Source organism: Pseudomonas sp. ANT_H12B (assembly GCF_008369325.1).
Taxonomy (GTDB): Bacteria; Pseudomonadota; Gammaproteobacteria; order Pseudomonadales; family Pseudomonadaceae; genus Aquipseudomonas.
In genome coordinates this window covers 65,466-89,840 of record NZ_VOBI01000012.1, presented here as the reverse complement: position 1 = coordinate 89,840, position 24,375 = coordinate 65,466, and the positions used below count along the sequence as shown (strand labels likewise).

General features: G+C 59.6%; 23 protein-coding genes and 2 pseudogenes. 15 read left to right on the top strand and 10 right to left on the bottom strand.

Annotated elements, in window-relative coordinates:
- Positions 1-209 precede the first annotated feature (209 nt).
- From FQ185_RS19120 to FQ185_RS19110, 3 genes are all read left to right on the top strand, one after another.
- Positions 210-425 (top strand): molybdopterin-binding protein, encoded by a 216-nt coding sequence (locus FQ185_RS19120; RefSeq protein ID WP_038983759.1) that lies wholly within the window; start codon positions 210-212, stop codon positions 423-425.
- Positions 426-476: 51 nt separating this feature from the next.
- Complete coding sequence (locus tag FQ185_RS19115; RefSeq protein WP_149418772.1) at positions 477-1,496, top strand: ABC transporter substrate-binding protein; 1,020 nt, start codon at positions 477-479, stop codon at positions 1,494-1,496.
- A 127-nt stretch (positions 1,497-1,623) separates the two neighbouring features.
- On the top strand, positions 1,624-2,622 hold the full coding sequence (locus FQ185_RS19110) for a bile acid:sodium symporter family protein (RefSeq protein WP_149418771.1): 999 nt from the start codon (positions 1,624-1,626) through the stop codon (positions 2,620-2,622).
- A gap of 30 nt (positions 2,623-2,652) precedes the next feature.
- On the opposite strand, the gene FQ185_RS19105 is transcribed toward FQ185_RS19110, so the two are convergent.
- From FQ185_RS19105 to FQ185_RS30675, 4 genes are all read right to left on the bottom strand, one after another.
- A complete protein-coding gene (locus tag FQ185_RS19105; protein WP_149418770.1) occupies positions 2,653-3,636 on the bottom strand; it encodes a helix-turn-helix domain-containing protein in 984 nt (327 codons plus the stop codon).
- 96 nt (positions 3,637-3,732) lie between these two features.
- On the bottom strand, positions 3,733-5,823 hold the full coding sequence (locus FQ185_RS19100) for a hydantoinase/oxoprolinase family protein (protein ID WP_149418769.1): 2,091 nt from the start codon (positions 5,821-5,823) through the stop codon (positions 3,733-3,735).
- Between the two features lie 39 nt (positions 5,824-5,862).
- Positions 5,863-7,608 carry a hydantoinase B/oxoprolinase family protein gene (locus FQ185_RS19095; RefSeq protein WP_149418768.1) on the bottom strand — a complete coding sequence of 582 codons (1,746 nt, stop codon included), beginning with the start codon at positions 7,606-7,608 and terminating at the stop codon, positions 5,863-5,865.
- A 168-nt stretch (positions 7,609-7,776) separates the two neighbouring features.
- Entirely contained in the window at positions 7,777-7,938 is a 162-nt protein-coding gene (locus FQ185_RS30675) for a hypothetical protein (RefSeq protein ID WP_256730440.1), read from the bottom strand.
- 4 nt (positions 7,939-7,942) lie between these two features.
- Between FQ185_RS30675 and FQ185_RS19090 the strand changes: the two genes are divergently transcribed.
- Complete coding sequence (locus FQ185_RS19090; RefSeq protein WP_256730438.1) at positions 7,943-8,152, top strand: NAD(P)-binding domain-containing protein; 210 nt, start codon at positions 7,943-7,945, stop codon at positions 8,150-8,152.
- 13 nt (positions 8,153-8,165) lie between these two features.
- Here the strand turns inward: FQ185_RS19090 and FQ185_RS19085 are convergent, their stop codons facing one another.
- Positions 8,166-8,798: a response regulator transcription factor gene (locus FQ185_RS19085; protein ID WP_149418767.1), complete on the bottom strand. Its 633-nt coding sequence runs from the start codon at positions 8,796-8,798 to the stop codon at positions 8,166-8,168.
- A 31-nt stretch (positions 8,799-8,829) separates the two neighbouring features.
- Positions 8,830-10,197 carry a cache domain-containing protein gene (locus FQ185_RS19080; protein ID WP_149418766.1) on the bottom strand — a complete coding sequence of 456 codons (1,368 nt, stop codon included), beginning with the start codon at positions 10,195-10,197 and terminating at the stop codon, positions 8,830-8,832.
- A 397-nt stretch (positions 10,198-10,594) separates the two neighbouring features.
- On the opposite strand from FQ185_RS19080, the gene FQ185_RS19075 reads away from it, so the two are divergent.
- Together FQ185_RS19075 and FQ185_RS19070 are read left to right on the top strand one after the other, a co-directional pair.
- Positions 10,595-12,652 carry a carbon starvation CstA family protein gene (locus tag FQ185_RS19075; protein WP_149418765.1) on the top strand — a complete coding sequence of 686 codons (2,058 nt, stop codon included), beginning with the start codon at positions 10,595-10,597 and terminating at the stop codon, positions 12,650-12,652.
- 15 nt (positions 12,653-12,667) lie between these two features.
- Positions 12,668-12,865 (top strand): YbdD/YjiX family protein, encoded by a 198-nt coding sequence (locus tag FQ185_RS19070; RefSeq protein ID WP_054050768.1) that lies wholly within the window; start codon positions 12,668-12,670, stop codon positions 12,863-12,865.
- Positions 12,866-12,944: 79 nt separating this feature from the next.
- Here the strand turns inward: FQ185_RS19070 and FQ185_RS31100 are convergent, their stop codons facing one another.
- A complete protein-coding gene (locus FQ185_RS31100; RefSeq protein ID WP_149418764.1) occupies positions 12,945-13,175 on the bottom strand; it encodes a DUF6555 family protein in 231 nt (76 codons plus the stop codon).
- A 174-nt stretch (positions 13,176-13,349) separates the two neighbouring features.
- Here FQ185_RS31100 and FQ185_RS19060 point away from each other — a divergent pair, with 174 nt between their 5' ends.
- Positions 13,350-14,387: a GGDEF domain-containing protein gene (locus FQ185_RS19060; RefSeq protein WP_149418763.1), complete on the top strand. Its 1,038-nt coding sequence runs from the start codon at positions 13,350-13,352 to the stop codon at positions 14,385-14,387.
- 13 nt (positions 14,388-14,400) lie between these two features.
- Here FQ185_RS19060 and FQ185_RS19055 read toward each other — a convergent pair.
- The 3 genes and pseudogenes from FQ185_RS19055 to FQ185_RS19040 all read right to left on the bottom strand — a co-directional run.
- A pseudogene (locus FQ185_RS19055) lies at positions 14,401-14,950 on the bottom strand (OprD family outer membrane porin); the annotation flags it as partial.
- Positions 14,917-15,024: pseudogene (locus tag FQ185_RS30670) on the bottom strand (DUF159 family protein); the annotation flags it as partial. The pseudogenes FQ185_RS30670 and FQ185_RS19055, both read right to left, overlap by 34 nt.
- Positions 15,025-15,337: 313 nt before the next feature.
- Positions 15,338-16,243: a LysR substrate-binding domain-containing protein gene (locus tag FQ185_RS19040; RefSeq protein ID WP_149418761.1), complete on the bottom strand. Its 906-nt coding sequence runs from the start codon at positions 16,241-16,243 to the stop codon at positions 15,338-15,340.
- Positions 16,244-16,465: 222 nt separating this feature from the next.
- Here FQ185_RS19040 and FQ185_RS19035 point away from each other — a divergent pair, with 222 nt between their 5' ends.
- From FQ185_RS19035 to FQ185_RS19000, 8 genes are all read left to right on the top strand, one after another.
- On the top strand, positions 16,466-17,542 hold the full coding sequence (locus FQ185_RS19035; protein WP_149418760.1) for an ABC transporter substrate-binding protein: 1,077 nt from the start codon (positions 16,466-16,468) through the stop codon (positions 17,540-17,542).
- Between the two features lie 69 nt (positions 17,543-17,611).
- Entirely contained in the window at positions 17,612-18,685 is a 1,074-nt protein-coding gene (locus FQ185_RS19030) for an ABC transporter ATP-binding protein (protein WP_149418759.1), read from the top strand.
- The gene (locus FQ185_RS19025) at positions 18,672-19,544 is read left to right on the top strand and encodes an ABC transporter permease (protein WP_149418758.1); all 873 of its coding nucleotides are present in this window, start codon (positions 18,672-18,674) and stop codon (positions 19,542-19,544) included. Before FQ185_RS19030 ends, FQ185_RS19025 begins: the two co-directional genes overlap by 14 nt.
- A 6-nt stretch (positions 19,545-19,550) precedes the next feature.
- The gene (locus FQ185_RS19020; protein WP_149418757.1) at positions 19,551-20,348 is read left to right on the top strand and encodes an ABC transporter permease; all 798 of its coding nucleotides are present in this window, start codon (positions 19,551-19,553) and stop codon (positions 20,346-20,348) included.
- On the top strand, positions 20,345-21,487 hold the full coding sequence (locus tag FQ185_RS19015; protein ID WP_149418756.1) for an FAD-binding oxidoreductase: 1,143 nt from the start codon (positions 20,345-20,347) through the stop codon (positions 21,485-21,487). The genes FQ185_RS19020 and FQ185_RS19015 overlap by 4 nt, the downstream gene beginning before the upstream one ends.
- The gene (locus FQ185_RS19010) at positions 21,477-21,830 is read left to right on the top strand and encodes a (2Fe-2S)-binding protein (protein ID WP_149418755.1); all 354 of its coding nucleotides are present in this window, start codon (positions 21,477-21,479) and stop codon (positions 21,828-21,830) included. The genes FQ185_RS19015 and FQ185_RS19010 overlap by 11 nt, the downstream gene beginning before the upstream one ends.
- Entirely contained in the window at positions 21,827-23,203 is a 1,377-nt protein-coding gene (locus FQ185_RS19005) for an NAD(P)/FAD-dependent oxidoreductase (protein ID WP_149418754.1), read from the top strand. The genes FQ185_RS19010 and FQ185_RS19005 overlap by 4 nt, the downstream gene beginning before the upstream one ends.
- Positions 23,196-24,374 carry an FAD-binding oxidoreductase gene (locus FQ185_RS19000; RefSeq protein ID WP_149418753.1) on the top strand — a complete coding sequence of 393 codons (1,179 nt, stop codon included), beginning with the start codon at positions 23,196-23,198 and terminating at the stop codon, positions 24,372-24,374. Before FQ185_RS19005 ends, FQ185_RS19000 begins: the two co-directional genes overlap by 8 nt.
- Position 24,375 lies beyond the last annotated feature (1 nt).

The window sequence follows — 24,375 nt, the reverse complement described above, 5'->3', positions numbered from 1 at the left end:
GCCTGGGATTTTTTTTTGCCTGAAACTCAGTATCAATTAAACCTAGGGCTGGTTTCAGTTGTGAGGCGCGCCTTGCTGTATGAATCTTTATATGCAAATAAAGAATAAGAAGATAATTATATATTCCTTTTGTTGTTGGTCCAGTCGGTGCATTTTGAAGGCCTGCTCATCCATGCGGAAGTGCTCGACATCAGACAGGAAGCCTCATCATGACCATCAAAGCGATCAACGTCCGCAACCAGTTCAAAGGCGTCATCAAGGAAATAGTGGAAGGCGAAGTGGTCTCTGAAATCGACGTGCAAACCGCCTCCGGCATCGTCACCTCCGTGATTACCACCCGCTCGGTGCGCGACCTTGAATTGAAGGTGGGTAGCGAAGTCATTGCCTTCGTAAAATCCACCGAAGTCTCGATTGCCAAGCTCTGAATTCGATATCCGCGTGTAGCAGTCCGTTTTTTTAACCAGTACGAGGTTTTCATGAAGACTCGCTTCACGCGTTCAGCGTTGACCGTATTGGCCGCCTCCGTGGCTGCGGTGAGTGCATTACTCAGCCCCGGTGTTCAGGCCGAAGGCAAAATCAGCATTGCCCAGCAATTTGGTATCGGTTACCTGATTCTGGATGTGGTTCGCGATCAACAGCTCATCGAGAAGCATGGCAAGGAGCAGGGCCTCGACATAGCAGTCGACTGGAACAGCATCTCCGGTGCCACGGCGATGAATGAGGCGCTGTTGGCTGGCGCGCTGGATGTGGTGTCGGCGGGCGTGCCGCCGATGCTCACGCTTTGGGACCGGACCAAGGGCAAACAGAACGTCAAGGCCATCGCGTCGCTGGGTTCGATGCCCAACTACTTGCTGACCAATAATCCGAATGTGAAGAGCCTCAAGGACTTCACGGAAAAGGACCGCATCGCTGTACCGGCGGCGGGAGTCGGGTTCCAGTCACGCACCTTACAGATCGAAACGGCTAAACAGTTTGGCAATGACAATTTCAAGAAATTCGACGACATCTCGATCAGCCTTGCCCATCCGGATGCGACGGCGGCGCTGATCGCGGGTGGCTCGGAGATCAACTCGCATTTTTCCAGCCCGCCGTTCCAGTATCAGGAACTGCAGAGTCCCAACGTGCACAAAGTGTTGAGCTCCTACGATGTGCTGGGTGGCCAGGCCACGTTTAACGTGCTGTACACCACTGAAAAATTTCACGACGAAAACCCGAAAACCTACAAGGCGTTCTACGACGCATTGGCCGAGGCCGAGACAATCATTAAGGCCGACAAGTCCGCGGCAGCCCAGACCTATATTCGGGTGGAGCAATCAAAGCAGCCGTTGGCACTGATTGAGAAAATCGTCGCCGACCCTGAAATCGACTTCACCGTCGTGCCTCAGCGTACCTTTATCTATGCCCAGAAGCTGCAGGCGTTAGGCGTACTGAAAAACAAGGCGTCCAGCTGGAAGGATTACTTCTTTGAAGAAGCCCACGGCGGTGCGGGTAGCTGAAACGACAGGGCGTCTGATTCCCTTGGCATGTCCTTTAGACGGCATCTGCTGGCTCATGGGCGTTAGTGGGTAATCAGCAGGCGCGTTAGAGTCATCATCACGTTCTTGGTAACCCCGGATGATGCTGATGACCCGCCCTCGTTTTTTACCCGACAACTTCACCCTGACGCTGATTGGTGTGGTGATTCTCGCCAGCTTGCTGCCCGCCAGTGGTCAGGTCGCGGTTGGTTTTGGCTGGCTGACCAACGTCGCCATTGCCCTGCTGTTTTTTCTGCACGGCGCCAAACTGTCGCGTGAGTCGATCATCGCCGGTGCCGGCCACTGGCGTTTGCACTTGCTGGTGTTCGGGCTGACCTTTGTGCTGTTTCCGTTAATCGGTCTGGCGCTCAAACCGTTGCTGGCGCCGATGATCGGCGACAATTTGTACATGGGCATGCTCTACCTCTGCGCACTTCCGGCAACCGTACAGTCGGCGATTGCCTTTACCTCTCTGGCTCGCGGAAACATTCCGGCGGCGATTTGCAGCGCGGCGGCGTCCAGTCTGTTCGGGATCTTCCTCACGCCGTTGCTGGTGACGTTGCTGTTGGATGTGCACGGTGATGGAGCCTCGACGCTCGATGCCATTCTGAAGATCAGCGTGCAGCTGTTGCTGCCGTTTATTGCCGGGCAAATCGCTCGGCGCTGGATCGGCGCCTGGGTGGGGCGCAACAAGAGTTGGCTGAAGTTCGTTGATCAGGGCTCGATTCTGCTGGTGGTCTACGGTGCATTCAGCGAAGCCGTGAACGAAGGCATCTGGCATCAGATTCCGCTGCGGGACCTGGCCGGGCTGGTGGTTGCCTGCTGCGTGGTGCTGGGGCTGGTGTTGGTGGCAGCCACCGTGCTCGGCAAAGCCTTTGGCTTCAATCAGGAAGACCGCATCACCATTCTTTTCTGTGGTTCGAAGAAAAGCCTGGCGACCGGCGTGCCGATGGCACAAGTGCTGTTCGCCGGCAGCACTATCGGCGTGTTGATCCTGCCGCTGATGCTGTTCCATCAGATTCAGCTGATGGTCTGTGCGGTGCTGGCGCAGCGCTACGCAAAACGCACGGAATCAGTCGCTGAACTGATGGGGCAAGTAGACCCTTGATTCCCAAGGGGTCGGGAGTTAAAACCCGGCTCAAACACAAAGCGTCGATGCCCCAGGCGAACGAACCGCACCGCTGCGCACTTCTCTGGCCGTGCAGCCAAAGTGTTGGCGGAAGCTGCGGGTAAATTGGGCCTGATCGCTGAACCCCCAACGCATGGCCAATTCGCCGATCGACAGGTGACAGTTGGGGTCGTGCAGGCCTCTATTGACTGCTTCAAGACGCCGCAGGCGAATCCATTCCCCGAGGCTGTAGGGCGTGCTGCTGAAGAGTTTGTGCAAATAACGCACTGACAGGCCACAGGCGTCAGCGATCATTTGCGGCGCCAGGTCGGGATTGCCCAGCTGTTTGTCGACGTAATGTTCGATGCGTTGCAAATGCATGGCGGCCAGGTTCGAACTTTCGCTGTTGAGCACTCGCTCGTCATCACGCAGAGCCATCAATAAGGTTGAGAGTGCTTGCTCAAGCAACATGTGGCGAGCGGCATCGTCGCATTCGTCGAAACGTGCGGCACACATGGCCAACTGATCGACAAAGATGCGGCCAAGCGCGCGCTTGGCGTCGAAGCAGAAGCGCGTGTAGCGCTCGGCACCGCGCAGTTGTCCATGCAACGCGCGCTCGGGGAGCTTGAACACCCAAAGATCGTTGTCGCTGGCGTAGTGAAAGCGATAGGGCGCATCGCCACGTTCGAAGATGAACCCTCCGGGCTGGCAATGCAGTGCCCGGCCGTCTTGCTCGAAATGGACTTCGCTACGGCGCGGCACGGTGACGAGGTAGCAGGCTTCCTGATCTTCACTGACCTGGGCTTTGCTGCGCGAATAGCCGAGCTGACTGGAGCGCAAGCGTGACAGGGTCAGCGGGGTACTGCCGGTTTCCCAGATTTGCAGGCTGCCGCTGAAACTGCTGCTGGGCGCGAACTCCAGGGACAGCGGAAAATAGGCACTGCCGATTGCCTGGGCCCAGAGCGGCTGGCGTTGACTGTCGGGCCAGGAGCGGGTGGAGAGTTTGTACGCCATGGCTGCCCTCGTATCATTTTTATTATGAGGACGGTGCCGACGCAAAGAGCCGTCGGCACCGCTGGTTTGCCATCATTTGCCAATGCTTATGGGCGGTCAATCATTAGGCGTCAGCCGGTAGGTGGCCGAGGGCGCAAGCGTTGCCTGCCAGCCCGGTGGTACGACGATGTTGGTAGTTGTCTCTTCGATCACGCAAGGGCCTTGAACCGTTTGCCCCGATTGCAGCCGGTCACCGTTGTACACCGGCGTTTCCTGCCAGGGTGATTGCGCGCTGAACAGCATCGGCCGTGCTCCGCTTGCTTGAGGCGCAACGTCCTCGCAGGGTTGTGGCAGTTCCGGCATCGGCGGGCGTTGCAGGCGTGCAATCACCGAACATTCGAGGTTCACCAGTTCCGCCGGGCTCTCAGGCTCACTGTAGGAAAACAGCGCCTTGTGTCGCGTATGAAAGGCTTCACGCAGGGCGATGAGACCCGCCTGATCCAATTGATCGCAGGTCAGTTCGACGCTGCATTCGTGAATCTGGCCGAGGTAGCGGATCTCCAGGTTGTACAGGCACTCAATGTTGTTACCGGCGCTGAAGCCATCGTCGCGCAGGTTGTTCATGCCGCGCTCGCGCAGGTCACGCAACGTCTGGTTGAGCAAGGGCAGGTTGACGAGTTCGTCGTCCAGGCGCATCGGCAGTGTGGTCAGTTGGTCGTAGCGGATGTCCGAGAGAATCTGCCCGTAAGCGCACAGCCCGGAAGCCACTTTCGGAATGAGCACCACTGTGCTGCCGATTTCCTCGGCCAGGCGCATCACGTGCATACCCGCTGCACCTCCTGCACCGATCAGGGCGAAGTCCCGTGGGTCATAACCACGCTCGACCGACACCCGTCGAATGCCGCTGACCATGTTCAGGTTGACCAGGGTGATGATGCCGATGGCTGCGCGTTCAACGCTGATCCCCAAGGGCTCGGCGATTTTGTTTTTGATGGCCTCGATAGCCGCCTTGCGATCAAGCCGAATGCTACCGCCCAACAGTGCACCGTCGGCCAAATAGCCGAGGGCCAGGTTAGCGTCGGTGACGGTCGGCTCCGTGCCGCCCTTGCCATAGCACACCGGGCCCGGGTTGGCGCCGGCGCTGCGCGGGCCGACCTGGAGCATGCCGAAGTCATCGAGAAAGGCAATCGAGCCGCCACCGGCACCAAGGGTTTCCACCTGAATCATGGGCACACCGATGCGATAGCGCAGGAAGTCAGTGTCCTTGCTGAAGTTGGTGCGTCCGGACTTGCTCAAGGTGATGTCGAACGAGGTACCGCCCATGTCCACGGTGATCACGTTGTCGATGCCAAACGGCTGCGCGACGCACAATCCGGCTTGCGGTGCGGACGCCGGGCCGGAGTTGATCGCATTGACCGCACGTTCGCGCATCACCACGCCGGGCGCCAGCCCGCCGTTGGATTGAAAATAACGAGTCGGCTGTTGCGCGCCGAGTTCTTCGAACAAAGCGTCGATACGTTCGATGTAACGGCCCATGATCGGGCTCAGGTAGGCGTTGACCACAGTGGTCGAGGTGCGGGTGTATTCGCGGATCTGCGGGAACACTTCATTGCCGGTGCAGACGAACACGTCCGGCAATGCCGCCCGCACCATTTCGGCGGCGCGTTGTTCGTGGCTCGGGTTGCGCACCGACCAGACGAACGAAATCGCAACGGCCTTGACCTCCTGCTCGCGGAAATACTCGATGGCTTCGCGAATCGCGGTTTCGTCGAGCGGGGCGTATTCGCTGCCGTCGCTGATGATCCGCCCGCGGATTGGCCGACGCAGGTGACGCGGTACCAACATGTAGGCGGGCGGGTAACTGGCGTCATAGCGATGGCCGTCTTCCTTGTGGCCCAGGCGGATTTCCAGACTGTCTTCATGCCCGTCGGTACACAGCAGACCAACCTTGACCCCGGTTTTCTCGATCAGTGCGTTGAGGGCCACGGTGGTGCCGTTGATGCACAGGTCGCAGTCACCAATGATCTCGGCAGGGGAGCGGCCGATGGCATCGGCGATTTGCGCCAGCCCGTTGCGGATCGCGATAGTGCCGTCCTGTGGCGTCGAGGGGGCCTTGAACAGCTGCACGTTACCGCTGCGATCAGCCAGGATGAAATCGGTAAAGGTGCCGCCGGCGTCGATGCCCAGACGATATTGTTGCTTGGTCATGATGAGGGATTCCAGGTTGCTCAAAGGGGCTGGGCTCAATTAATGCGCGGCACGACAGGCGCTGGTCGCGGCTTCATCGACCTGGCCGTTACTCTCGATCACCACGCCATATTCCAGGCGGGCGCCTTCGCGAGACACCAGGCCGTTGCGCACATCGTTCACCACGCTGGCGATCGGGCGTCGCAAGGGATTGCCATAGCCACCCCCGCCAGGGTTGACGTTGATCACCCGTTCGCCCGGTTGCGCGGTGAGTTGCGCGTTGTAGATAAAGGACTGTTCTTCGCCGTCGACCTTGCGGTGTATCAGCCGGCCCAGCTTGGGTTCGAGCATGATGTTGTTCGCGCCTGCGGCACCTGACGTTGTCAGTTGTCGACCTTCACCGAACCCGACCACGGTCATCGCGTGGTTCAGCGGTTCGATTTCGATACGGGTCCCCGAACCGCCGCGAAATTCACCGGCGCCACCGCTGTCGGTCATCAGGCTGTAGCGGTGAATGAGGATCGGATAGGAGTACTCCAGCAACTCGATATCGCCGGACATCAGCGCGCCGAAACAACACAGCGGGCCGCACGCCGGCCACCCGTCCATGGCTTTGTTCGCGCCGGCACCGGAGATGATCGACGCGAGCACCATGGTCACGTATTCGCTGTTGGCATTGCGCGGGTCGTGGCCGGCGATGTTGATCCCGCTGGCGTGACCCCAGGAGGCCGTGACGCGATCGGGCGCCGCTTGCTCCAGTGCCTGACGCACCGCGTCGGCCAGGGTTTCCATCGGCGTGGTGGTGCAGTTGACGTGCGGTGCCGGTTCTTGCGCGTTGCACAAGGTGCCCGGTGGGCCGAGGTCGATGGACACGCAGCGGTATAGCCCTTCGTTGTACGGCGGCGGCACCTGAGCAAACATCATCAGCCCCAAGTAAACCCCGGACACCGAGTTGCCGGCGTAAGAGTTGATGAAGTAAGGCACCTGTGGCGGGCTTTCGATCAGTATGTGGGCCTCGTCACCGCGAATTTCCACCTGCGCGGTAATCGACAGCTCACCCAGCCCATGGCCCGAGTCTTCAAGCACGGCGGTGCCGCTATAGAAACCATCCGGTACATCTCGCAGCAGGGCACGCATGTGCCGGTCCGCCATGTCTTTCAACTCGGCGATGCACGCGCGTACCTGCTCCACGCCGTAGCGATCAAGCAGCTCGAGCAAGTGGCGTTCGCCGACGTTGCAAGCGCCATATTGGGCATTGAGGTCACCTTCCTGATAGGCGCGGGCACGCATGTTGGTCAGCAGCAGGTTGATCACATCCTCACGACGCTTGCCGTGTGACCAGAGCTTCACCGGCGGGATACGCAGACCTTCGGCGTAGATTTCCTTGGCATCCGGGTTGTAGCCAGCAGGCACAGGGCCGCCGATGTCGGTGAGGTGACCTTTGCAGACGGCCCAGAACACCAGTTCACCTTTGTAGAACACCGGTTTGTACATGCAGCAGTCGAGGATATGGCTGCCCATGTAGGCGGGGTCATTGTGGTAAATCACATCGCCTTCGTGGATGTCGTCACCGAAGAAACCGGCAACGCATTTCATTGCCGGAATCAGTGACCCGAGGTGAATCGGGATGTCCTGACCTTGCAGGATCATTTCCGGAAGGTGATCGAAGAGTGCGTTTGAATAGTCGTGAGCCAGGTTGAAAACGCTCGAACGACCGGTTTTTTCAAGGGTGATGGTCATTTCGCGCTGCGCGGTTTCGAGCGCGCCTCTCACGACTGCCAGGGTGATCGGATCTACTGTACTCATGGGTCACCAGAAATCTTGTTGTTATCCAGGTGAAGGTCAGGACGAACGTCTAACCCACGACACAAAACTACGCGCTCGATCCGGTGGCTGGCTTGGCGCAAAGTGCACTGTTTTTTGATTTTCAGTGCACTGGTTTTTACGATGTATTGCCTGCTGGTCGACGAGGTTTCAGGTGCAACTGGCGCGCACGAACCCGCTGCGTCTGGCGTTGTTGAGCAGTAACCAGTAGGCACCGAAGGCACTGATGAAGGTCACCGGTGCGGACCAGGTGGCCAGCGTTGCACTGCCACAATTGAGCAAGAGGATGCCCAGCGCTGCGGCGATTTTCAAAGCCGTGGCCTTAGGCACGAATGGCATTGTCGAGGGCACTGCGGTGCGGACTCTGGTCGATCTGTCGACGGTGGGCTCTCGCGCTGAACAGGAAGTCGCCGCAGGCCTTTTCACCAGCGGGATTGAAACCGTCGATGCACCGGTCAGCGGCGGCGCCGCCGGCGCACAGAAAGGCCCGAAAAACCCGGTTGATGAGGCCGGGTTTTTCCATTGAGTGTTAATGCCTGCTACCGGGAGATAATCCCGTGATCGATCGCGTATTTAACCAGCGCCGCCGGTTTGTCGATGCTGAGTTTGCGACGGATGCTCAGGCGGTGGGTTTCTACCGTGCGAACGCTGATGTCCAGTGCCCGTGCCATCTCCTTGTTGTTCAGCCCTTGAGCCATCTTGGACAACACCTGACTCTCGCGCGGTGTCAGCTCGTTGTCGGTGCTTTTATCGGCAATGAGCCTCTGGGCGATTTCGGCACTGTAGAACGTGCCGCCACTGGCGATGGCTTCGATCGCCGCAATGATTTCCCGCGACGGTGAGTTCTTCAATACATAACCGCTGGCACCCGCGCGAACCGATTCACTGACGTATTCATTGTTATCGTACATGCTCAGCACCAGCACCTTGAGCGTCGGGTACTGGCTGCGTAGCACCCGGGTCAGCTCAAGCCCGTTCATGTCCTTCAGGCCGATGTCGACCAGCAACAGGTCCGGCTGGCAGCGCCCGACCATCTCGATCGCCTCGGCGCCGTTCTCGGCTTCGCCCACTACTTCCAGGGGTGCCATAACAGCGAGCAACGCTTTGATCCCGTCGCGGACCAGGGAGTGATCGTCGACCAGGGCGACGCGGATCGGGTAGGGCAGGTTCATCGCAGGCATTCACTCTTGTTGTTGGGGCGACTCAGCGTTTTGTAGCGGGCATTTTCATCGGCAGCCAAACGTCCAGCTCACTTCTTCCCGGCATCGAGATCAGGTCGAAGCGGCCACCAAAATGCTCGACTCGTTCACGGATATTGCGCAGGCCAATGCCCGCATGACGACGTTCGACCTGGGCGACGTTGAAACCGATGCCGTCGTCTACCACCGTCAATCGTACGGACTCTTCACACCCGTGCAGGGTAATCGAGACATTCTTCGCCTGCGCGTGTCGTTCGATATTGGTCAGGCCTTCTTGCACGATGCGAAACAGCGAGACGGCGGCCCCATCGACCAAATCACAGTCGAATTCGTTATCGTCGTAGGTCACCACCAGCCCGCTGCGTTGCTCGAATTCTGCGGCGAGTTGACCGATCGCCGCCGGCAAGCCCAAGGTGTCGAGCAGCGAGGAGCGCAAGTCGTGGGAGAGGCTGCGAACTTCGCCAATCGCTTCCCCCAGGCGCTCCGTGGCGTCCCTTAGAGTGCTCAAACCTTTGTCTTGTGCTTGCCCGTTCTCGAGCAGATGGCTGGCCAGTTCGAACTGAAACTTGATGGAGACCAGTAGCTGGCTGATACCGTCGTGCAGCTCACGGGAAACCCGAGATCGCTCCTCCTCCTGCAAACTGACAATGCGCTGGGTCAAACGCTGAAGTTTTTTGTCCGCCAGACGATGCTCGCTGACATTCAGTGTCATGCCGCTGGCGAAGACAAACAGCACCGCCACCAGGGCCACCACGGCAATCGCCAGCATGGTTTTGCGGATGCCTTGAGCCACTTCGTCACGCGCCTGCTGGGTGGCGCGCTCAACGTCCTCAAGGTAAATGCCGGTGCCGAGCATCCAGCCCCAACGGTCCAGCATCACCACGTAGGCGAGCTTGTCGGTCACCTGGCCGGAAGAGGGTTTGTTCCAGGCGTAGCGTTGAAAGCCTTCGCCCGATTGCGCACTTTGGAGCAGCGCCTGGATCACTGGCAAGCCGTGCGGGTCCTTCATGTCCCAGAGGTATTTGCCCACCAGGTCCGACTGGCGCGCGTGCATCAGGCTGCGGCCTTCGTGGTCGTAGACGAAGAAGTAGCCATTGATGCCAAAGCTCAGCTTGCGCAGTTCTTCCAGCACTTGTTGCTGGGCGTGCGCGTCACCGTGGCCGTCGTCGTACAGCGGCTCGATCAGGCTTTTCGCCATTTCAACGTAGTTTTTAAGTTCTGCACGCTTGCTGGCCAGAATGCTGTCTTCGATCAGCTGCGCCTGTTGATCACCCAGTTGGCGATTCATGGAAATCACCAGCGCGCAGATGACGGCGATGGCCAACACCAGCGGCAGAATCCCGAGCGCGACGATTTTGTGTTTGAGCTGCATCTCTGCTCCTGTCCGGACCGGGGGAAGGCGAAGGCCCGGCATCATATGCCAAAGATACGCGCGTCCAGTAGCGCTGCTGGACGGAATGACCGATGGATACAATGTCAGTCAGTTGAAATGCATACCCCTGTGGGAGCGGGCTTGCCCGCGAATGCAATCTGTCATTCAACATCGATGGCGACTGACATACCGCCTTCGCGAGCAAGCCCGCTCCCACAGGTTTTGCATTTCAACTGACAGATCCGGCGTGTCTACGTAGAACTACGTAGACAGCACGTACGTAGTAACGCGGATTTATTTGTAGACGGCATGCGGGGATATTGGGCCAGCTCCGCATAGCGGACACAATTATAAAAATTACCGCCGCAGTCCATCGGCTGTCGGCAGGAGACACTCTATGCCCCGTCTGGCTAAACACTTCGCCTGGTTTGCTGTGGCTGTCTTGGGAGCGTTTGCGCTAAGTGTCGTGGCCTTGCGCCGCGGCGAAGCAATCAACGCCCTCTGGATCGTAGTCGCAGCAGTCGCCATCTACCTTGTTGCCTACCGTTACTACAGCCTATTCATCGCCACCAAGGTGATGCAGCTCGACCCTAATCGAGCCACTCCCGCCGTACTCAACAACGACGGTCTGGACTACGTACCGACCAACAAACATGTGCTCTTCGGTCACCACTTCGCGGCCATCGCTGGCGCGGGGCCTTTAGTCGGTCCGGTGCTGGCGGCGCAGATGGGCTACCTGCCCGGCACGCTGTGGCTGATTGCCGGCGTGGTGCTGGCCGGTGCGGTTCAGGACTTCATGGTCCTGTTCCTGTCCACCCGCCGCAACGGCCGCTCCCTGGGCGACATGGTCCGCGAGGAAATGGGGCGCATCCCCGGGACCATCGCGCTGTTTGGCTGCTTCCTGATCATGATCATCATCCTCGCGGTGCTGGCGCTGATCGTGGTCAAGGCCCTGGCGGAAAGCCCTTGGGGTATTTTCACGGTGATGGCGACCATCCCGATCGCGATGTTCATGGGCATTTACATGCGTTACATCCGCCCGGGTCGCATCGGTGAAATCTCCATCGTCGGCGTGCTGTTGCTGCTCGGTTCGATCTGGCTGGGCGGGCAGATTGCCGCCGACCCGGTGTGGGCCAAGGCCTTTACCTTCACCGGAATCCAGATTACCTGGATGCTGATCGGCTACGGCTTCGTCGCCGCAGTGCTGCCGGTGTGGCTGATTCTGGCACCGCGTGACTATTTGTCGACCTTCCTGAAAATCGGCACCATCGTCGCGCTGGCGATCGGCATCCTGATCACCATGCCCGACCTGAAAATGCCGGCGCTGACCCAGTTCATCGATGGCACCGGACCGGTGTGGAAGGGCGGGTTGTTTCCGTTCCTGTTCATCACCATCGCCTGTGGCGCGGTTTCCGGTTTCCATGCGCTGATCGCTTCCGGCACCACCCCGAAACTGTTGGCTAACGAAGGCCATGCCCGCTACATCGGTTATGGCGGCATGCTGATGGAATCCTTCGTCGCCATCATGGCCATGGTGGCCGCTTCGGTGATCGAGCCAGGCGTGTACTTCGCGATGAACAGCCCGGCGGCCATTGTCGGCGCCGATGCTGTTTCAGTTGCACAGACGGTCAGCAGCTGGGGTTTCGCCATTACCCCGGAAGCGCTGCAAGCGGTGGCCAAAGACATTGGTGAAACCACCATCCTGGCCCGTGCCGGCGGTGCGCCGACCTTGGCGGTCGGTATCGCGCAAATCCTGCATCACGTCCTGCCGGGTGAAAACACCATGGCGTTCTGGTACCACTTCGCGATCCTGTTCGAAGCGCTGTTCATCCTGACCGCCGTCGACGCCGGTACCCGTGCCGGACGTTTTATGCTGCAGGACTTGCTCGGCTCCTTCGTGCCCGCGCTGAAACGCACGGATTCCTGGACCGCCAACCTGATCGCAACCGCCGGTTGCGTGGCGATGTGGGGTTACCTGCTGTACCAAGGCGTGATCGACCCGCTCGGTGGCATCAACACCTTGTGGCCGCTGTTCGGTATCTCCAACCAGATGCTGGCGGGTATCGCGCTGATGTTGGCGACTGTCGTGCTGATCAAAATGAAACGCCAACGCTACGTTTGGGTGACGATGCTGCCCGCCGTGTGGTTGTTGATCTGCACCGTGACCGCAGGCTTCATCAAACTGTTCGATGCCAACCCGGCGATCGGCTTCCTGGCCCTGGCCAAGAAATACAGCGATGCGCTGGCCAACGGTCAAGTACTCGCACCGGCCAAGAGCATCGAGCAGATGCAGCACGTGATCTACAACGCCTACACCAACGCGACACTGACGGCGCTGTTCTTGTTCGTGGTCTTCAGCATCCTGTTCTTTGCACTCAAAGTCGGCATCGCCGCCTGGGGCACCAAAGAACGCACCGATAAAGAAGCACCGTTCCAGGCCATTCCGCAAGCTTGATCGAGGATTGCAACGATGTTCAATGACCTGAGTCGCCTCGGTAAATACCTCGGTCAGGCCGCACGCCTGATGGTCGGCATGCCCGACTACGACAACTACGTCGAGCATATGCAAACCAAGCACCCGGACAAACCGGTGATGGACTACGAGATGTTCTTTCGGGAACGCCAAGAGGCTCGTTATGGAAGCAAGGCAGGGCCGAAGTGCTGTTGATCGTCGACACCGCTGAACCCGCTTAAAACGCCAAAAACGCAAACGCCGCTCAATGAGCGGCGTTTTCGTTGGTGCGTTCTTACGGCAGCTCCTCCCATTTAACCTGCGTCAAACCGGACTTTTCAGCGTGTTCGCGCAGTTGCACGTCGTTATGTTGAGAGTGGATTTCCCCATACACAAGATCCACGCCAGCGTGCAGGCACGCGTAGTACCAGGCATCTTCATCGCTCATGTGCGAGTCAGGCTGGACAAAAATGTGCCGCTGCTTGTTGAAGCAGTAGGTAACTTCAAAATGCCGAGGGCGGGTCATCCGGTTCTCCTGGTATGCCGCTACGACACTGGTGGCTCAATGCCGGTTCAGTTTTTTTCAAATTTCCCCCTGCTTTTTTTCCTGCAGCACAGTCAGCGTGGACATGGCTGTTTGCTCTGTGTGAGGTTATGCTCCGGCTACTTCCGTTTTCCTTTAATAAACAACAGTGACGGCATGAATCAATCAGAGACACGTGCAACGGCTCTAGCGTTATATCCCGAGGATTCCCGCGAAGCGGCGGCGCTGCTCAAGCAAGCTGTGCCGCTGATGGTGCGTCACAATATTCCGCCCAATCCGGTGCACTACGCGCTCTGGTACACCTATAGCAAAGGCGTCGAGCCCGAACTTAATCGCCATCTGGATCGAGTGGTGAAAGACTTCGACAGTTTTCCGCCTGAGTCCGCCGCAAAGCTGTTTCGCGAGTACATCATTCGCGACGAGCTGGAGGATGCCCGGGCCGGGCAACAGCAAGCGATCAATCTGGTCGACGGCATGGAACGGGACGTCACACGCAGTGTGAATGGCAGCCGCAATTTTCAGGACAGTCTGGGGCATTGCCTGGAGATGCTTGAGTCTCCGCTGGACACCAACCTCCCGACCATCCTCAATGAGCTGCAACAAAGCACCCAGTTGATGCAGGATCAACAAGCGCTTTTTCTCTTCCAGCTGCGCGCCGCTCAAAATGAAATTAAAACCCTGCGCGACAAACTCGAGAGTACCAGCCTGGCCGCCACGCTGGATGGCCTGACCCAGGTGTTGAACAGAAATGCCTTCAACCGCGTGTTGGAAAAAGCACTGCGCAAATCGCCTGAAACAGTCGCGCTGGTCATGCTGGATATCGACCACTTCAAGCAATTCAATGACCAGTACGGTCACCCGTTGGGCGACCGGGTACTTGAACATGTCGGACAGGTGCTGCGTAACTCGCTTCCGGCCGCAGCCGTAGCGGCACGTTATGGGGGAGAAGAATTCTGCGTGATCCTGCAAGGCTGCACCGATCTCGACAGTGCGCGCGTGTTTGCTGAACAGCTGCGCCTGAAAATCCAGTCACTGCGGATCAAGGCGCGAGTCACTGACACGGTGCTCGATACGATTACGGCATCCTTCGGTGTTGCGCTCTCCAAAACCGGCGACAGCTCGGAAAGCCTCCTGACCCGTGCCGATGATGCGCTCTACCGGGCCAAGCGCAGTGGACGCAATCGAGTGCAGTGATTAACTCGGCCAGGCCCGCGCGGGTGAAGGTTTGAATCAGGCGATCGGTATAAAGGTAAACGCTGGCACCACCGGCGCCTTTGTCTGGCAGGTTGCCGTGGCTGAGCTGAGTGAAGTTACTGCCGCTCGAAACGCTTTGGTAACCCGCCGTGATGCCATGGCCACCTATTGCTTTCACGGGTGCCGCCCGCGACGGCCAGCCCTGTCTGATCGCTTGAACCCCGGCCCGTTGCATGTTCGATTCGTCCACCGGTAAGGGTCAGGTCCTTGAACTCGCTCGAAGTAATCTGACCGCCTTCGAATGTCTGTGGTAGCAGGCGGCCGTCATTGGAGACCAGGATCGGAAATTTCGGCATCAGCGTGCCCAGGCGAAGTTCGGTTTTCGACACCTTGACCTTGTCGGTCAACCCCAACCGGCTCCACTCATCGACAGCACTGTCATCGCTCTGCGACGGAATCATGCTGCTGCCGATGTGCCGCCCCTTGCCGCTGTCCAGCGTAATTCCCATCAACCCCAGTGCGTCGACGCCAAAACCAACCGTGTCGTCGGTGTAGCCCGACTGATCAAGGCATCGGGGATGCTCAGCACCGCCACGAAGTCATGAATGCCCCGGTACTGTGAAAGTTTTCCACACATGGCCAGATCCTCACGTTGATCTTTCAGCGTAGATCAGTACTCGACCGCTTATAGGTGTGCTTTCAAAGCGGTTTTTTCGGGCGTTGAACTGAAGGCACTGAATTGCATCCAAGCAGCACGGGCGATCGAGCGTTTTGAAGCCTTCAATTTCTCTGGGGGTTTCGATGGTTTACCAAGGCGGGAGAGGTGTGATGGGGAGGCGGACGATGTTCAAATTCTTTGCGGCTTACTTGTCCGTTTGCCTCCTTGTTGCATGGGGCGTGACCATGGCGTCTCCCTGGATTGCCTCCCACGTTCTTTTGAGGTGGATGTTTTAGCCTGGGTGCGGCGGGAGAAGTGCTGAGCGATAGTACACCTTCAGCGTATCGACGAACTCCTCGGCCAGTCGCGTCCTCGTCTGTGCGGTCGGCCAGATCACATAGGTCGGAAAGAGGATGTCTGGCTTGAACGGCCTGATCACGATGTCCCGATGCTGATAATCCTTGGCGACCAACGGATGGGCGAGGGTGACGCCCATGCCGAGCGCGACCATTTCGCAGTTGATCGCGCTGTACTGCGCCTCGACAGCCATCACCCGCTCGACGCCTGCCTGTTCGAACAAACCATCCACCATCGAACGCGTGCCATCGCCATGACACAGCGAAACGAACGCTTGCCCTTCGAGGTCCGCGAAGGTGATCTGCGATCGTTCAGCCAGCGCATGTGAGCGCGGCAACACGCACACGGCCGCTATCTCGGCGAGCAACTCGACCTGTTGACTGTTGACGTCGCCGGGATGAACCACGATGCCGATGTCGCAGAACTGCGATTTGACCCATTGCTCCACCGTCGGTGAGGAGTTCACGTGCAACGACACCGTGAGCTCCGGGCGCGAGTCGGTGAAGGTCTTGATCACCCCGGGAAGCACGCTCATGCCGGTCGAGGGCACGGCCGCCACACGCAAACGTCCGGTGCCCAGATTGCGGATGTTCTTCGCCGAATGCTTGAGGCTGTCGAGGCCGACATAGGCGCGTTCCACTTCATGAAAGAACGCCTGACCTTCCTGGGTCGGGATCAGCCGCACGCCCGCGCGCTTGAACAGAGTGAGCCCGGTGCTCAGTTCCAGCTGGGCAATCAGCCGACTGACATTGGGCTGCGATGTGTACAGCACTTCCGCCGCCGCGGTCATGGAGCCCAATCGCATGACGCTGCGGAACGCTTCTATTTGCCTTAGGTTCATGCCCGACCTTCCATATCAAATATGAATAACTAACCCGGATATTGTGATTTGACCATATGGATAGTGCATCGCAATACTCCAGACCAGCAACCCATAGCGCACATGAAGATGCGCCATCCCGTGATGTATTCGCCGGGACATGCACCGTAGTGCATGGCTTCGATTGACGCCGAAGCAACTGACGCATTGTTCGATCTGCCCCACGCACTTCGGAGATAGTCTGTGAATAGCCATAACCCGACCTCAGCAACACCGCCGTTTCGCCCTCTGACCCGCATTGCCACTGCTGTCGCTGTCGCCCTTGTCGGGCTGGGCAGTGGCGCCGCATTCGCCGAGCCGACGCTGTACGTCGCCGGTGTCGGCGGTTCCACCGAGCAGATGTACAAGACCAAAGTCATCCCCGTGTTCGAGAAACAGCACAACGTCAAAGTGGTCTACGTCGCAGGCAACTCCACCGAAACCCTGGCCAAGCTGCAGGCTCAGAAAGGGCGCCAGCAGATCAATGTGGCGATGATGGACGATGGGCCGATGTACCAGGCGCTGCAATTGGGCCTGTGCGAGAAACTCAGCGACGCACCGGTCTACAAAGACCTCTATCCACTGGCACGCCTCAGCCCTGAAGCCACCGGTGTCGGCATGGTCGCCACGGGCATCGGCTACAACGAAGACGCGTTCAAGAAACGTGGCTGGGCCCCGCCCGATTCCTGGGAAAACCTGACCGACCCACGCTACAAGCAACTGCTCGGCATGCCGCCCGTCACCAACACTTATGGCTTGCACACCTTGGTGGAAATGGCCCGTTTGCGTGGAGGAGGCGAAAAGAATATCGACCCGGGCTTCAAGGTACTCAAAGACGAGATCGGCCCGAACGTACTGGCCTGGGTGTCGGCACCCGGTGAGATGGACGGCATGATGCAGAACGGCGATGTGGTCATGGCGGTGTATGGCAGTGGTCGTGCGGTGGCGTTGCAGGGCACCGGCTTCCCACTCAAATTCATCTACCCGAAAGAAGGCGGCATCGCCCTGCAGATCGCAGCCTGTGGTATCACGCCCAACGCTCAGCCCGAGCTGTCGCAGCAATTCATTCAGTACGTGCTGTCACCTGAAGTGCAGAAAATCCAGGCTCACGAAAACGGCTTCGCGCCGGTCAACCAGACCGTCAAGCTTGAGCCGGACATCGCCGCACGCATGCCCTATGGCCCGGAGAAGGTCAATGCGTTGATCAAGGTCGATTGGGACACGATCAACCAGCAGCGCAGCGAGTGGACGACGCGCTGGAATCGCACGGTCGAACGCTAGCCGCTCGATGGCTCCGATCCTTCCCGAAATCATTCTGGAGACGCAGGCGTACGCCTGCGTGGCAAGCCAATGGCGTTTCTCACACTCGAAGGTATCGTCAAGACGTATGGCAGTTTCAGGGCCATCGACGGATTGAACCTGGAAGTCCGGCACGGCGAATTCATCGCCCTGCTCGGGCCCTCCGGATGCGGCAAAACCACCACCCTGCAATCCATTGCCGGTTTCGTCCAGCCAACCGAAGGGCGCATCGTCCTCGATGGCCGCGACATCACCCATGTGCGTCCCGAGCAGCGGGGCCTGGGCATCGTCTTTCAAAGCTACGCGTTGTTCCCGCACATGACCGTGGCACAGAACATCAGTTTTGGCCTGGAAATGCGTGGCGTGCCCAAGGCCGAACGCAGCAAGCGCATCGACGAAGCGCTGGCCCTGGTGCGCCTCGGCGGTCTCGGCGAGCGTTATCCCAAAGCGTTGTCCGGCGGTCAACGGCAGCGGGTCGCCATTGCCCGGGCCCTGGCGATCCGGCCCAATTTGTTGCTGCTAGACGAACCGATGTCCAACCTCGACGCCAAACTGCGCGAAGAGATGCACATCGAGTTGCGGGCGATTCAGCGCGACTTGGGCATCACCACGATTCTGGTGACCCACGATCAGGTCGAGGCCATGACCATGAGCGACCGCATCGCGGTGATGCAAAAAGGCCGGATCGTGCAGATCGATACACCCTATGAAGCTTACGAGCGCCCGCATTCACCGTTCGCCTCGGCGTTTCTTGGCAAGACCAACGCCTTCGCTGGCGCGGTGCAAACCCGCAACGATCGCTGCTGCAATGTGCAGGTCAAGGACACGCTGTTGCACGTGCCTCACGAAGATCGCTCGCTGGGCAACGACGTCAACGTCTACATCCGCCCGGAAAAAATCCGTCTGACAGAGGCAGGCAAGGGGCGTCTGAGCGGACGCATCCGCTTGCGCGTATTCCTCGGCAACCTGTGGTTGATCGCGGTGGAAAGCAACTTCGGTGTGGTGCACATGACCCAGCCCAACCTGGGCACGCCACCACCCGGTGAAAATGCTGAAGTCGGGCTGGACTGGTCCGACGACGACCTGCGCCTGCTGGATCGGGAGGTCGCTCATGGCCAGGTATGATGCCGAACACGTCGGCGTCGCGCCGTGGTTGCTGAGCGGGCCGGCATTACTGGTGTTCGTCGCGCTGTTGCTGGTGCCGCTGCTGTTGACCGCAGTGTTATCACTCAACTTGTTCAGCGACACTGAAGGCGTGTTGCCGGTCTACAGCCTCGGCAATTATCTGGAAGTGTTCAAGGACGGCTATTTCCACGAAATCTTCCTGCGCACCGGCGGCATGGCGCTGGCAGTCACGGTCCTCTGCGTGCTGCTCGGCGTACCGGAAACCATCATCATTGCGCGCATGGCGCCACGCTGGCGTTCATTGTTTCTGCTGGTGGTGTTGGGGCCGCTGTTGATCTCGGTGGTGGTGCGCACGCTCGGCTGGGCGATCCTGCTGGGCAATAACGGCCTGATCAACGATGCCTTGCAGGCGTTGGGAATTACCGATCAGCCGGTGAAGATGTTGTTCACCCAGTTCGGTGTGGTCATTGCGCTGACCCATGTGCTGGTGCCGTTCATGGTGATTGCCGTGTGGGCCACCTTGCAGCGCCTGGATCTGCAGGTGGAATGGGCCGGGCTGTCCCTCGGCGCGTCACGTCTGACGGTGTTCCGCCGCATCATCCTGCCGCAGATCATGCCCGGCATTCTCTCCGGCTCGATCATTGTCTTCGCCCTGGCAGCGTCCGCCTTCGCGACCCCCGCGATCATTGGTGGCCGACGTTTGAAAGTGGTGGCGACGGCGGCCTACGACGAATTCCTCGGCACCCTCAACTGGCCTCTCGGCGCCGCCATCGCAATGCTCCTGCTGGTTGCCAACCTGATCATCATTCTGGGTTGCAGCAAGCTGGCCGAGCGTCGCTTCAAGCAAGTCTTCGAGTAACCCGCCATGCACAAGAACGGATTTTTCTCGCTGCTGTTTCATTTGCTGTTCATCACTTTTATCGTCGCGCCACTGGTGGTGGTCATGGCGATGGCGTTTACCGACAAGGGTTACCTGTCGCTGCCCACCAACGGTTTGTCGTTACGCTGGTTCCGGGCGTTGCTGGAGAACCAGGAAATGCTCGATGCGTTCTTCCTGTCGCTCAAACTGGGCCTGGTCTCGGCCACCGTCGCTACATTGCTGGCGGTCCCGGCTGCGTTGGCGATCAGCCGATACGAGTTTCCGGGGCGCGGCACCCTGACTGGTTTTTTGCTGTCGCCGCTGATGATTCCCTCCGTGGTGTTGGGCATTGCCTTTCTGCGGTTTTTCTCCATGGCGCAGATTGGCGGATCGTTCTGGGCCTTGAGCATTACCCATGTGATCGTGGTGCTGCCCTATGCGCTGCGGCTGACGCTGGCCTCGACCATTGGCCTGGAACGCGACATCGAACAGGCCGCTCTGTCTCTTGGCGCGCGGCGCTGGACGGCTTTTTACCGGGTGGTCCTGCCGCGTATACGCACCGGTGTCATCGGCGGCTGGATGCTGGCATTCATCCAGAGCTTCGACGAACTGACCATGACCGTATTCGTCGCCACGCCCGGTACCACGACCTTGCCGGTGGCCATGTACAACCAGATTTCCCAGACCATTGATCCGTTGATCACCGCCGTTTCCACAGTGCTGATCGTCGGCACCGTGTTGTTGATGCTGGTGCTCGATCGCATGGTCGGACTGGATCGGGTACTGATCGGAGAAGGTAAATGAGCCAGGACAGACACAACGTCGTGCAGTCGGACGTGATTGTGATCGGCGGCGGGCTGGTGGGCATGGCGGTGGCCTATGGGTTGGCTCGCAGCGGTGTCGACACCGTGGTCCTCGATCAGGGCGACGATGCGTTTCGCGCTTCGCGGGGCAATTTCGGCCTGGTCTGGGTCCAGGGTAAAGGTCATGACCTGCCGGATTACGCGCGCTGGACACGTTCTTCGGCGAGTCGCTGGCCTGCATTCGCGCAAGCATTGATGGCCGACAGCGGCGTCGACGTCCAGCTCAAGCAACCGGGTGGTTTTCACATGTGCTTCAGTGACGAAGAACTGCTGGAGCGCCAGTCACGACTGCAGACCTTGCAGGATGCACTGGGCGATTATCCGTTCGAAATGCTGGACGCCGCCGAAGTCAAAGCGCGTTTGCCGCTGATTGGGCCTGCAGTGATCGGCGCCAGTTACACGCCACAGGACGGGCACGTCAATCCGTTGAAACTGCTGCGGGCCCTGCACACCTCGGCGCAGGCCAAGGGCGCGCGGCTGCATGGCGGCGTGCAGGTCGATCGTATCGAATGCGCGCCCGGTGAGTTTCGGGTCAGAGCCGGGCAGCGTTACTTTGTCGCGCCACGGATCGTACTGGCGGCCGGGCTGGGCAATGCGACGCTGGCGCGGCAGGTGGGCTTGTATGCACCGGTAGCGCCCAATCGCGGGCAGGTGTTGATCAGCGAGCGGGTCCGGCCATTTCTCGACTACCCGACGCTGAACGTCCGACAGACCGACGAAGGCACCGTGCAACTTGGCGACTCCATGGAGGAGGTGGGCTTCGATGACGGCACCTCCACCGAGGTGTTGGCCGCCATCGCCAAACGTGGTGTCACGACCTTTCCCTTGCTGCGCGATGTGCGACTGGTCCGGGCCTGGGGCGCATTGCGGGTGCTGAGCCCGGATGGACTTCCTATCTATCAGCAATCCAGCGCTCATCCCGGTGCCTTCGTGGTCACCTGCCACAGCGGCGTGACCCTGGCGGCGGCCCATGCCCTGCGCATCGCGCCGTGGATCATGGGCGGAGCTCCCCCCGATGAGCTGGAGGTGTTTACCGGTGACCGTTTTCTAACTGACAAGGTGTTTTCACATGCGCACTGATCCGCTGTTTCAACCCGTCGTCAGTGAAGTCAGGGCGACGCGGACCGTGAGCCTGACCTTCAACGATCAACCGCTGAGTGTGCCCGCCGGCATGAGCGTCGCCGCTGCACTGCTGATGTCCGGCATCAGCCGGTTTCGCGCCACGCCGGTCAGCGAGTCGCCCCGTGCACCGTATTGCATGATGGGCGTGTGCTTCGAGTGCCTGGTGGACATCGACGGCGTTCCCAACCGGCAAAGCTGCCTGATCGAAGTGGCTGACGGCATGCGCATTCGTTCCCAGGAAGGCGCCCGGGATTTGATCTATCAACCGATGAATGTCCAGCCTGTGGAGGTGCAGTCATGAACCGCGAAACCGTCGATGTCGTGGTGGTCGGTGCAGGGGCGGCCGGCATGGCCGCAGCCACGCACATGGCCGGGCTGGGCTTGCAGGTGGTGTTGCTGGATGAGCAGGGCAGTCCGGGTGGACAAATTTACCGCGGCATCACCCTGGCACCGCTGTCGCGACGGGACCTGCTGGGCCCCGATTATGCTCACGGCAATCAACTGGCTCAGGCCTTGGCATCGTCGAGCGTGCGCTATGAAAAAGGCGCATCGGTGTGGCAGGTGACCCGGGATCATCAGGTCAGTTACCTGCGCGACGGTCGCCTGTATACGCTCGATGCCAAAGCCGTGCTGCTGGCGACCGGTGCCATGGAGCGACCGTTTCCGATTGCCGGTTGGACTTTGCCCGGCGTGATGAGCGCCGGGGCTGCACAGATTCTGCTGAAAAGCTCAGGCCTGGCGCCAAGCGAACCGGTGGTCTTGGCCGGTTGTGGCCCGCTCCTGTATTTGCTCGGCTGGCAGTACCTGCGTGCCGGCGTGACGATCAAGGCCCTGGTCGACACCACGCGGCCCGAAGATTACTGGCGTGCCCGCCGTCACCTGTTTGCCGCTCTGCGCGCCTGGCCTTATCTGCGCAAGGGGTTGGAACTGATGCGCAGCCTGCGCAGTGCCGGGATCGCTCATTACAGCGGGGCCGAGCAACTGGCGGTCGAGGGCGAAGAGGCGGCGCAGGCACTGACATTCAGCGTGTCCGGCAAGGCGCAGCGCATCGACACCCGCTGCGTGCTGCTGCATCAAGGCGTGGTGCCGAATATCCAGTTCAGTCAGGCATTGCGCGCGCGGCATGAATGGGATCTGGATCAGCTGTGCTTCAGACCGGTCACCGATCCGTGGGGTGAGCTGGATGTGCCGGGTGTTTACGTCGCCGGAGATGGCGCCGGTATCGGTGGCGCTCAGGCAGCGGCGGTGCAGGGCGAATTGGCGGCTCTTGGGATTGCCACGCAACTCAAGATCCTCAGCACCGCTGAACGTGATGACAAAGCTCGCGTGTTGCGCGTGCAACTTGAGGTCAACCTGCGGATTCGGCCGTTTCTCGACGTGTTTTATCAGCCAAAAGAACAAAACCGCATTCCGGCTGACGAGGTGATGGTCTGCCGCTGCGAAGAAGTGACGGCGGGCGAACTGCGCGGCTTCGTCGCCCTGGGTTGCGCGGGCCCGAACCAGGCCAAGTCATTCGGTCGTTGCGGCATGGGGCCATGCCAGGGGCGCATGTGCGGTCTGACGGTGACCGAAGTCATCGCCAAGGCTCGCGGTGTGTCGGCGGCCGAGGTGGGTTATTACCGTATTCGTCCGCCGATCAAGCCCATCACTCTGGGAGAGCTGGCCGGTGAGTGAGTCGAGCAAACGCCAGGCTGACGTGCTGGTGATCGGCGGCGGCATCCATGGTCTGAGCACGGCGTTGTTCCTCGCGCAAGCCGGCGTCAAGGTGATCGTACTGGAAGCGGAGTATTGCGGTCGCCATGCCTCCGGCGTCAATGCTGGTGGCGTGCGTACCCTGGGCCGTCACGTAGCGGAAATTCCATTGGCGCTATCCTCGCGTGATCTTTGGCATCAACTCAAAAATACGTTGGGCGACGACGGCGGTTTTGTCCCCAGCGGTCAGCTCAAGCTGGCGGAGAACCAGGCCGAATTGGAGGAGTGCCGGCAGCGGGTCGAGCACCTTCAGGCGTTGGGCTTCACCCATGAAGTGTTGATTGATCAGCAACAGGTGTTCGACAAAGTGCCGGCAGTGGCGCGGCATGTGACGGGCGGCATCTGGGTCGAGGACGATGGTTACGCGGTGCCTTACAAAACCGTCACCGCGATTCGCCTGGCCGCGGAAAACCGCGGCGTACAGATTCACGAAAACACCCCTGCGCAACGCATCGAGCAGACCGGTACTCAGTGGCGGGTGAGTACGCCCGCAGGCAGTTTCAGTGCCGAACACCTGGTGGTGACGGCGGGCGCCTGGGCCGGAGGATTGGCTGCGCAGATTGGTGAGCCGGTGCCCGTGCACCCTGAAGGCCTGATGCTGATGGTCACCCATCGCGTCGCGCCTTTTTGTATCCCGGTGCTGGGTGCTACGGGCAGAGCACTGTCGTTCAAGCAGTTTGCAAATGGTACGGTGGTCATCGGTGGCAAGCTGATCGGGTCGCTGGATTTTCTGGCGCGCCACGGCGAGGTCGAGATAGACCGTCTGGGCAGCAGCGCGCGCACGGTCACTGACTTGTTTCCGCATCTGAAACACTTGGGCGTCAATCGCGTCTGGGCCGGCGTTGAAGCCTTCACTGCCGATGATCTGCCGGTGATAGGTGCCAGTCGCAAAGCCAGTAACCTGAGTTACTCATTTGGTTTTTGCGGCAGCGGCTTTCAGATGGGCCCCGGCACCGGTAAACGTCTGGCCCAACTCATTCTTGGCGAGCATTCGGACATTTCACTGGAGCCGTTCGCCATCGACCGTTTTAACGAGGCCGCCGGTACGCAGGCTTCATCTTTTCCATCCGCTTCAATCATCCCGCAACATTGAG

What these genes read in the sequence shown, in the direction of transcription:
- FQ185_RS19095 (WP_149418768.1), bottom strand. Translation starts at nt 7,608, where the DNA reads ATGAGTACAGTAGATCCGATCACCCTGGCAGTCGTGAGAGGCGCGCTC.
- FQ185_RS19005 (WP_149418754.1), top strand. Translation starts at nt 21,827, where the DNA reads ATGAACCGCGAAACCGTCGATGTCGTGGTGGTCGGTGCAGGGGCGGCC.
- FQ185_RS19105 (WP_149418770.1), bottom strand. Translation starts at nt 3,636, where the DNA reads ATGGCGTACAAACTCTCCACCCGCTCCTGGCCCGACAGTCAACGCCAG.
- FQ185_RS31100 (WP_149418764.1), bottom strand. Translation starts at nt 13,175, where the DNA reads ATGACCCGCCCTCGGCATTTTGAAGTTACCTACTGCTTCAACAAGCAG.
- FQ185_RS19110 (WP_149418771.1), top strand. Translation starts at nt 1,624, where the DNA reads ATGACCCGCCCTCGTTTTTTACCCGACAACTTCACCCTGACGCTGATT.
- FQ185_RS19020 (WP_149418757.1), top strand. Translation starts at nt 19,551, where the DNA reads ATGCACAAGAACGGATTTTTCTCGCTGCTGTTTCATTTGCTGTTCATC.
- FQ185_RS19030 (WP_149418759.1), top strand. Translation starts at nt 17,612, where the DNA reads ATGGCGTTTCTCACACTCGAAGGTATCGTCAAGACGTATGGCAGTTTC.
- FQ185_RS19010 (WP_149418755.1), top strand. Translation starts at nt 21,477, where the DNA reads ATGCGCACTGATCCGCTGTTTCAACCCGTCGTCAGTGAAGTCAGGGCG.
- FQ185_RS19060 (WP_149418763.1), top strand. Translation starts at nt 13,350, where the DNA reads ATGAATCAATCAGAGACACGTGCAACGGCTCTAGCGTTATATCCCGAG.
- FQ185_RS19040 (WP_149418761.1), bottom strand. Translation starts at nt 16,243, where the DNA reads ATGAACCTAAGGCAAATAGAAGCGTTCCGCAGCGTCATGCGATTGGGC.
- FQ185_RS19070 (WP_054050768.1), top strand. Translation starts at nt 12,668, where the DNA reads ATGTTCAATGACCTGAGTCGCCTCGGTAAATACCTCGGTCAGGCCGCA.
- FQ185_RS19120 (WP_038983759.1), top strand. Translation starts at nt 210, where the DNA reads ATGACCATCAAAGCGATCAACGTCCGCAACCAGTTCAAAGGCGTCATC.
- FQ185_RS19015 (WP_149418756.1), top strand. Translation starts at nt 20,345, where the DNA reads ATGAGCCAGGACAGACACAACGTCGTGCAGTCGGACGTGATTGTGATC.
- FQ185_RS19025 (WP_149418758.1), top strand. Translation starts at nt 18,672, where the DNA reads ATGGCCAGGTATGATGCCGAACACGTCGGCGTCGCGCCGTGGTTGCTG.
- FQ185_RS19115 (WP_149418772.1), top strand. Translation starts at nt 477, where the DNA reads ATGAAGACTCGCTTCACGCGTTCAGCGTTGACCGTATTGGCCGCCTCC.
- FQ185_RS19100 (WP_149418769.1), bottom strand. Translation starts at nt 5,823, where the DNA reads ATGACCAAGCAACAATATCGTCTGGGCATCGACGCCGGCGGCACCTTT.
- FQ185_RS19085 (WP_149418767.1), bottom strand. Translation starts at nt 8,798, where the DNA reads ATGAACCTGCCCTACCCGATCCGCGTCGCCCTGGTCGACGATCACTCC.
- FQ185_RS19075 (WP_149418765.1), top strand. Translation starts at nt 10,595, where the DNA reads ATGCCCCGTCTGGCTAAACACTTCGCCTGGTTTGCTGTGGCTGTCTTG.
- FQ185_RS19080 (WP_149418766.1), bottom strand. Translation starts at nt 10,197, where the DNA reads ATGCAGCTCAAACACAAAATCGTCGCGCTCGGGATTCTGCCGCTGGTG.